This is a genomic window from Amycolatopsis sp. NPDC041971 (assembly GCF_055588925.1).
In genome coordinates this window covers 20992-27865 of the sequence record NZ_JBVJCE010000005.1, presented here as the reverse complement: position 1 = coordinate 27865, position 6874 = coordinate 20992, and the positions used below count along the sequence as shown (strand labels likewise).

Genomic DNA, 6874 nt, shown 5'->3' with positions numbered 1-6874 from the left:
CCCTCCCCCCTGCCATAGTTGGAGGGAAAACAATATGGACTTCCCCCCCCCTTCTCCTTTCTCCCTCTCCCCCCCCCCCCCCCCCCCCCCCCCCCCCCCCCCCCCCCCCCCCGCCCCCGACGCCCCGCGTACCCTTGGCGCCACACCAGCAACAGTCCATAATGGACACGATGGGGCTGACGTGCGCAAGCTGCCACCTGGCATTGGGGCAAGACCGGCTTCGACGCTCTCGGGCACTCAGAACGTGTTGATTCCGCCTCCGGTGGCCTCGATTCGCGTCGAGTCGCTCAATTGCCTGCTCGGCCGGCGTCGGCCGTGGCCTCGTCGGCATGTGGTTCGTCGTGCCGGCCGGCACCTCGTCGGGTCACCACGGCGTGCACCACCGCGAACAGCAAGGCGACCGCGACCAGCACACCGCCACGCAGCCATACGGCGGCCTCGACCTGCGTTGCCAGCAGGACACACGATGCCAGCCCGAGCACGGGAAGCACCGAAGGCGCGCGGAAATGCGGAATCGCCTGCGTGTCTTTTCGCAGCACCAACACCGCGGTGTTCACCGCCGCGAAAACGATGAGCAGCAACAGGACGAGAGTGGAGGCGAGAACGGCGATCTCTCCGGTGAGCGCCAATACCAAGGAGATGCCGGTGGTCGTGACGATGGCGACCCAGGGGGTGCGCCGGTGGGGCAGTATCTTCGTCAGCGCCGACGGCAGGAGCCGGTCACGGGCCATGCCGTAGGCCAGCCGGGAAGACATGATGCTGGTGAGCAGCGCGCCGTTGGCCACGGCCACCAGCGCGATCACCCCGAACACCCATGTCGGTACGCCACCGGCCACGCGCACCACTTCCAGCAGCGGCCCGCTCGACTCGGCCAACCGGGACGCGGGCACGACCGCGCCGGCGACCACCCCCACCAACAGGTACAACAGGCCGGCGGTGGCCATCGCGCCGAACAGCGCCCGCGGATAGGACCGGCGGGGGTCTTTCGTCTCCTCCGCGATATTCACCGACGTCTCGAAGCCGACGAACGAGTAGTACGCCAGCACGACCCCGGCCAGCACCCCGGCGACCGGTCCGCTCTCCGCGGTACCGAGTTCGACCAGCCGGGCGGGTTCGGCGTCCCCTCGTCCCATGACCCACAGGCCGAGCCCGATCACCAGCACCAGCCCACCGGTCTCGATCAGCGTGGCGACCATGTTGGCACGCAGGGAATCCTTGATGCCGCGGGCGTTGAGCGCGGCCAGCAAGAGCAAGAACACGGCGATCACCAGCACGGGCGGCAAGTCGACGAACTCCCGCAGGTAATCGCCTCCGAAGCCGCGAGCGAGCGCGGCCACCGAGACCACCCCGGCGGCAAGCATGCAGAAGCCGATCACGAAACCGGTGAACGGCCCGAACGCCCGGTGGGCGTAATGCGCGGCGCCGCCGGCCCGGGGATACTTCGTCGCCAGCTCCGCGTAGGACGCCGCCGTGAGCATGGCCAGCGCCAGCGCGATCACCAACGGCACCCACACCGCGCTCCCGGACACGCCGGCGATCTGCCCGATGAGCACGTAGATTCCGGCGCCCAGCACGTCACCCACGATGAACAGGTAGAGCAACGGGGTAGTCACCGCACGAGTCAACGGTTCGGTCATCGGCTCAGTCTCCTGGAGAAAAGCCTGCCCCGCCGAACAGAAGCAAAACAGGGACAGCCCACGGAGAATCTCCGCTTTGCTCCCTGAGTCAGTTCGTCGAAGGAGCCGGCACGGTCTCGATGGTGAGGATGTCGCTGCCGGGCCCGGTCAACCCGGCGAGCTCCAGAATCCGCAGTGGCATGGAACCCGCCGTCGTCAACACCGTCAACGTCGTGTCCACTCCCGACGCCAGTGCCGCGGCGTCGAGCAAGAGCGCGATGCCGCAGCTGCTGAGGTAACGCACTCCGGTCAGGTCGATCGTCAGCTCCGGCGCGTCGGCGGATTCGATCCGGTGGAGCAGGGCCTGCCTCGCGTCGGCGATGGTGGTGAGGTCGAGGTCACCCGCCAAGCGCAGGATGGGCTCGTCGGGCGTGTCGTCCACCGACACTTTCATGGGTGTTCCGGCGGTCAGGACCGACGGCACCGTACCGGCGGCCGATGCCGTTTGCACCGCGATCCGGAACCGGACCGCGGTGCCGTGCTCGCCTTGTTCGATGGTGGCTTCTTCGGCCAGCGCCTTGATGAGCCGGATGCCGCGACCGCGGTGTCCGTTGTCGGCCGGTTCAGGCCGCCAGGTGCCGTGATCGGTCACGACGACCTCGACTTCGCCCGTCGCGGTCCTGGTCACCGAGTAGGCGACCTCGCCGGCGGTCTGGGGATAGGCGTGCTCGATGGAGTTCGCGACGGCTTCGACGAGGGCGAGGTTCAGGTCCTGGTACAACTCGGCGGAGATGCCGGCGAGCTGTGCCCAGTGAACGACCTCCGCGCGCAGCTCCCGGAGGATACCGGGTTCCGCGGTTCGGCTGCGTCGCAGCGGCGGTGGTGTCAGCCGGAGCCCGAGCAACGCCACATCGTCGTCCTGCCCGGTGTCGAGCAGGCTGTCGATGATCGTCGCGACCAGCGGTTCCGGGGACAAGGATTGGTTGTCCGCCAAGGCTTTACACAGCCGTCGCAGCCCCTCGTCGATGTGCTCGTCGCGCCGTTCGACCAAGCCGTCGGTGTACAGCAGCACCGAAGCTCCGGGATTCAGGGTCGCGGTTTCCTCCCGGTAGCGCGAGCGTCGCGGCCCGCCCAGCACGCTGCCTCCGCCGGGAAGCAGTGTCGCGGTGGAGCCGTCGACGACCACTGGCGGCGGATGCCCGGCGAGAGCCCACCGCAATTCGCCGGTTTCCCAGTCGAGGGTCAAGCACGCGCAGGTGGTGCCCGACGCTCCCTCGGTGCGGGCGGCGAACGCGTCGAGGCGTTGCAGCGCCGCGGCGGGCCCGTGTCCGTCGAGCAGGCTGACGGCCAGCGCGCTGCGCAGCTGGCCCATGATCGCCGCGGCCTGTGGTCCCTTGCCGACGACATCGCCGACCGAGAGCGCCACGACGGAGCCACGCAGTGCGATCAACTCGTACCAGTCTCCGCCCGTTTGCGCGTGGGCGGCGACGGGCAGATAGCGTGCCGCGGCGGCGATTCGGGGCAGTGCCGGGAGTTCTCGGGGCAGCAGGCTCCGCTGAAGGGTCTCCGCGATGTCGCGTTCGCGTTGCAGCATCAGGTCGCGCTCGGCTTCACGGCGACGTCGTTCGGTGACGTCGCGGCCGATCGCCTGCACACCGGACGGGGTGGCCTGAATGCTCAGTTCGAGGGCGACACCGGTTCCGTCGGCCCGGTGGAAGTGGTGTACATCGCTGGTCTCCCAGACCTTCGCCAGATCCGCGACGAATTCTCGCCACCGGTCGCTTCCGTCGTTCTCGAGCAGGTCGGTGATCGGGGTGCCGATGAGCTCGTCGCGGGAGTAGCCGAGCAATTCGCAGGCCGCCGGATTGATCTCGTCGAATCTCAGGTCGCGGTCGAGCATCCAGATCGCGTCGGTGGCCCGTTCCACGAGTAGCCGGTGACGCTGTTCGCTGTCCCGCAGCGCCCGGCCGGCGTGTGTGCGCTGAATGGATTCCCAGCAGCGGTTCACGATCATTTCCACCAGGTCGACCTCGGCGTCCGTCCAGTGCCGGACGGTCGCCTGGTGGACGGCCATCGCGGCGACGAACCGCCCACCGCGCAGCAGCGGCACGCAGATGACGGCCCGGATGCCGGTCACCCGATAGGCATTCAGGTCCGCTGGTTCGAGGCGGTCGTCCTCGGAACTGTCGGCGACGACCCACGGCAGACCGGCCCGCATCGCGCGCATGCACCCGTTCCCGAACTCCGACATCGCGAAGCGGCCGGGCAACGGCGGAAGACCGGTGGCATGGTCGCCGCTCATCAGGAAGTGGTCCTCATCGTCTTCGGCCTCGGCGTAGGCACAGCGATCGGCGCCCAGATAGTCGCCGAGGCGACGGGCCGCGTACGCCATGACCTGTTCGGCGTCCTCCAGCTCCTGGAGCCCTCGCTCGAATTCGGCGAGGAACTGTTGCCGCTCGGTCTCCGGCCGCCTCCCGGACACGTCGAGCAGGACACCGCTGACGACGCCCCCGGGCAGTACCCTTCCCAGCTCCTGAAGCCGGACGATCCGTCCGTCCGCCGCGATCGCGCGGTAAGTGAGGTCGTAGTCGAGACGGGCCCAGCCTTGGGCACGCACGCGGAGGTAACGCTCGCGATCCTGCGGGTGCACCAAGGACACCGCGAAGGCCGGATCGGCCAGCCAGGCGGCGGCAGGATGCCCGAGCAGGCGCCGGCATCCCTCGGACACGAAAGAGTAGGCACCGCTACGGGCATCCGCCTGCCATACGACGACCGGCGAACCATCCACCACGTGAAGAAGGTCCGGGTCACCGTCACCGGAACCCGACGGCGAGCCTTGCGTTTCCATGAGCACAAACCCTCTCAGCTACGAACACCGGGCGCCGACCGGAAAGCGGACCGTCCCGGAAACCGTATACGTGAGGAATCCGGACGGTCGCGGCCTTCTCGAACTTTCGGCATGCCCACTTCAGGCAACCCGTGCGAGGCGAGGTCGGCGACCTCCGCGTGGAGCACCGGCTGTGATCCGCCGGGGAGCGGGTCTATCATCCAACAGCCTAAGCCGATGGCCCGCTCAGCCGGACCATCGGTGACCCGGGCCGCACCCCTGATGAGGAGCAGCACGGTGACGACCCAGCACCCCGACGAAACCTACACCGGCGATGGCCCGCTGACAGTCACGGTGACCCGCCCCGGCGACGGCCGAGTCGTCATCGGGGCCATCGGGGAAATCGACCTGGCCACCGCCAAAATTCTCGGGAACGTCTTGGACGGTGAGCCCGCTCCGGGCACCGTCGCCGTCGTGCTGAATTTGTCGAAGGTGACCTTCTGCTCCAGCACCGGCCTGAACGAGCTGGTCAAGATCCGCACTCGCGCCACCGACGCCGGCGTCCCGGTGAGGCTGGTCCTCGACAACACCGGGGCCCTGCGGAGAACGCTGGAGCTCGTCGGGCTGCTGGCTCTGTTCACCGTGCACCCCGACCAGGCCGCCGCTCTCGAGGCCGATCGGCGCTGACTGCTGAACATCGGGGTCACGCGCGCGACACCGCGCACACGGGAATCCGGTCTCGTCATCCGGCCGGTTCACCAGGTACGGCGATCCAGGTGTAAAACGCGGTTCGCTGGGGAAGTCGAGGCCATGGCCGATACGACAAGCACACCCACGGGGATGACCAGGACCTCTGGAAGGGCAAGCGAGATCGCTGCCCTACGGCTGCTATTGCTCGCCTTCGGGGTCGGCGGAGCGCTGGGATGCCTCTTGTGGATGGCGATCTGGATGACGTCACAGCTGTGATTCGTTACTCATCACGCCGCGCCTACTACCGAGTCGATGTCACTACGTAACCCTTTCTCCGAGTAGTTCGAAACCATCCAGCGAAGAATCAGTTCACAAGCGGGTACGCCGAAATTGTCCACGGCGCGAGGCGGCATGGACTCGTTCAGGCACGGCGTTTCGCCCTGAATATGGTTCGTATTAGAGCGACCCGAAGACAGCCGGCCACAGGACCCGCCGGGCGGTTGCGGCTGGTTGCTCAACCGTCACGATGGACAGTAGTACAGCTTGGCTATGCTCGGGAACCGTGCGGGCCGTTCCTTCTCGCCCGAACACTTTCCTCGACCTTGTGAATGAAGAGTGGTGGCGGATGAGTGGGTCGGCGGTTTCGACGATGAGTCGCGCTGGGGAAGAGGAGCTGCGGCAGCTTCTCGCCGGCTTGACCGCGGTGCGGGACGGGGACTTCGGCATTCGGCTTCCGGACGGCGACGACGGTCTACTGGGCGACATCGCGACGGTGTTCAACGGGATGGCGGATCAGCTGTCCCTGTTCACCTCGGAAGTCACCCGTGTCGCCCGCGAAGTCGGCAGCGAGGGGCAGCTCGGCGGGCAGGCGAAGGTACCGGGTGTCTCAGGCACCTGGAAGGACCTCACCGACTCGGTGAACGCGATGGCGGGCAACCTCACCACCCAGGTGCGTGACATCGCCCAAGTCGCGACCGCGGTGGCCCGAGGCGACCTGTCCCAGAAGATCGACGTCGACGCGCGAGGCGAGATCCTCGAGCTCAAGGACACCGTGAACACGATGGTGGACCAGCTGTCCTCGTTCGCGGACGAAGTCACCCGTGTCGCCCGCGAAGTCGGCAGCGAGGGCAGGCTGGGCGGCCAGGCGGAGGTTCCGGGCGTCGGCGGTGTCTGGCGCGACCTCACCGACTCGGTGAACTTCATGGCGGGCAACCTGACCGACCAGGTCCGGAATGTCGCGCAGGTGACGACCGCGGTCGCCAAGGGCGATCTGTCGCAGAAGATCACGGTGGACGCGCGAGGTGAAATCCTCGAGCTGAAGAACACCATCAACACGATGGTCGATCAGTTGTCCTCGTTCGCCGACGAGGTCACGCGCGTCGCGCGCGAGGTCGGCACCGAAGGCCGTCTCGGCGGCCAAGCCGACGTCAAGGGCGTCTCGGGCACCTGGCGCGACCTCACCGACTCCGTGAACTTCATGGCGGGCAACCTCACCGACCAGGTCCGCAATATCGCCCAGGTCGCGACCGCGGTCGCCAAGGGCGACCTGTCGCAGAAGATCAACGTGACGGCCCGCGGCGAGGTCCTGGAGCTGAAGGACACGCTGAACACCATGGTGGGGCAACTGTCCGCCTTCGCCGACGAAGTCACGCGCGTCGCGCGCGAGGTCGGCACCGAAGGCCGTCTCGGCGGCCAAGCCGACGTCAAGGGCGTCTCGGGCACCTGGCGCGACCTCACCGAC

4 protein-coding genes are annotated in these 6874 nt (G+C 67.7%); 2 read left to right on the top strand and 2 right to left on the bottom strand.

The annotated features are described in order from the left end of the window. Positions 1 to 287: 287 nt before the first annotated feature. Both ACZ6DT_RS12865 and ACZ6DT_RS12860 read right to left on the bottom strand, forming a co-directional pair. A complete protein-coding gene (locus tag ACZ6DT_RS12865; protein WP_465593077.1) occupies positions 288 to 1637 on the bottom strand; it encodes an APC family permease in 1350 nt (449 codons plus the stop codon). Positions 1638 to 1725: 88 nt separating this feature from the next. Further along, complete coding sequence (locus tag ACZ6DT_RS12860) at positions 1726 to 4344, bottom strand: SpoIIE family protein phosphatase (protein ID WP_465593074.1); 2619 nt, start codon at positions 4342 to 4344, stop codon at positions 1726 to 1728. 396 nt (positions 4345 to 4740) lie between these two features. Here ACZ6DT_RS12860 and ACZ6DT_RS12855 point away from each other — a divergent pair, with 396 nt between their 5' ends. Both ACZ6DT_RS12855 and ACZ6DT_RS12850 read left to right on the top strand, forming a co-directional pair. Then, complete coding sequence (locus ACZ6DT_RS12855; protein WP_465593071.1) at positions 4741 to 5130, top strand: STAS domain-containing protein; 390 nt, start codon at positions 4741 to 4743, stop codon at positions 5128 to 5130. A gap of 652 nt (positions 5131 to 5782) precedes the next feature. Further along, positions 5783 to 6874, top strand: a 1092-nt coding sequence (locus ACZ6DT_RS12850; RefSeq protein WP_465593068.1) for a HAMP domain-containing protein, incomplete at its 3' end; no start/stop codon positions are given.